We start from the raw sequence: 270 nt of genomic DNA, 5'->3' as shown, positions 1-270 counted from the left end.
GACTGGGGCTACTGGCTGATGCTTGGCATCACCATGCTGTTCGGCTTCTGGCTGTGCGGCAAAGTCGCTGACGATTTGCGCGTGCACGACCACGAAGGCATCGTCTGGGACGAAATGGTCGGCATGTGGATCACCCTGTGGCTGGTGCCGGAAGGCTGGTACTGGTTGCTCGCGGGTTTTCTGGTGTTCCGCTTCTTCGATATTCTCAAGCCGTGGCCGATCCGCTGGATCGACAAGCACGTGCATGGCGGCGTCGGCATCATGCTCGAC

Annotated in this window: 1 protein-coding gene; it reads left to right on the top strand. The window is 60.0% G+C overall.

The window, feature by feature from the left end:
* Nucleotides 1–18: 18 nt before the first annotated feature.
* Nucleotides 19–270, top strand: a 252-nt coding sequence (locus AAEY83_RS15305; protein ID WP_351060264.1) for a phosphatidylglycerophosphatase A family protein, incomplete at its 3' end; no start/stop codon positions are given.

The sequence above is a fragment of the Psychrobacter sp. TB20-MNA-CIBAN-0197 genome, from assembly GCF_040309765.1.
GTDB classification, from domain to species: domain Bacteria; phylum Pseudomonadota; class Gammaproteobacteria; order Pseudomonadales; family Moraxellaceae; genus Psychrobacter; species Psychrobacter submarinus.
This window is presented reverse-complemented; position numbering and strand designations above follow the sequence as displayed.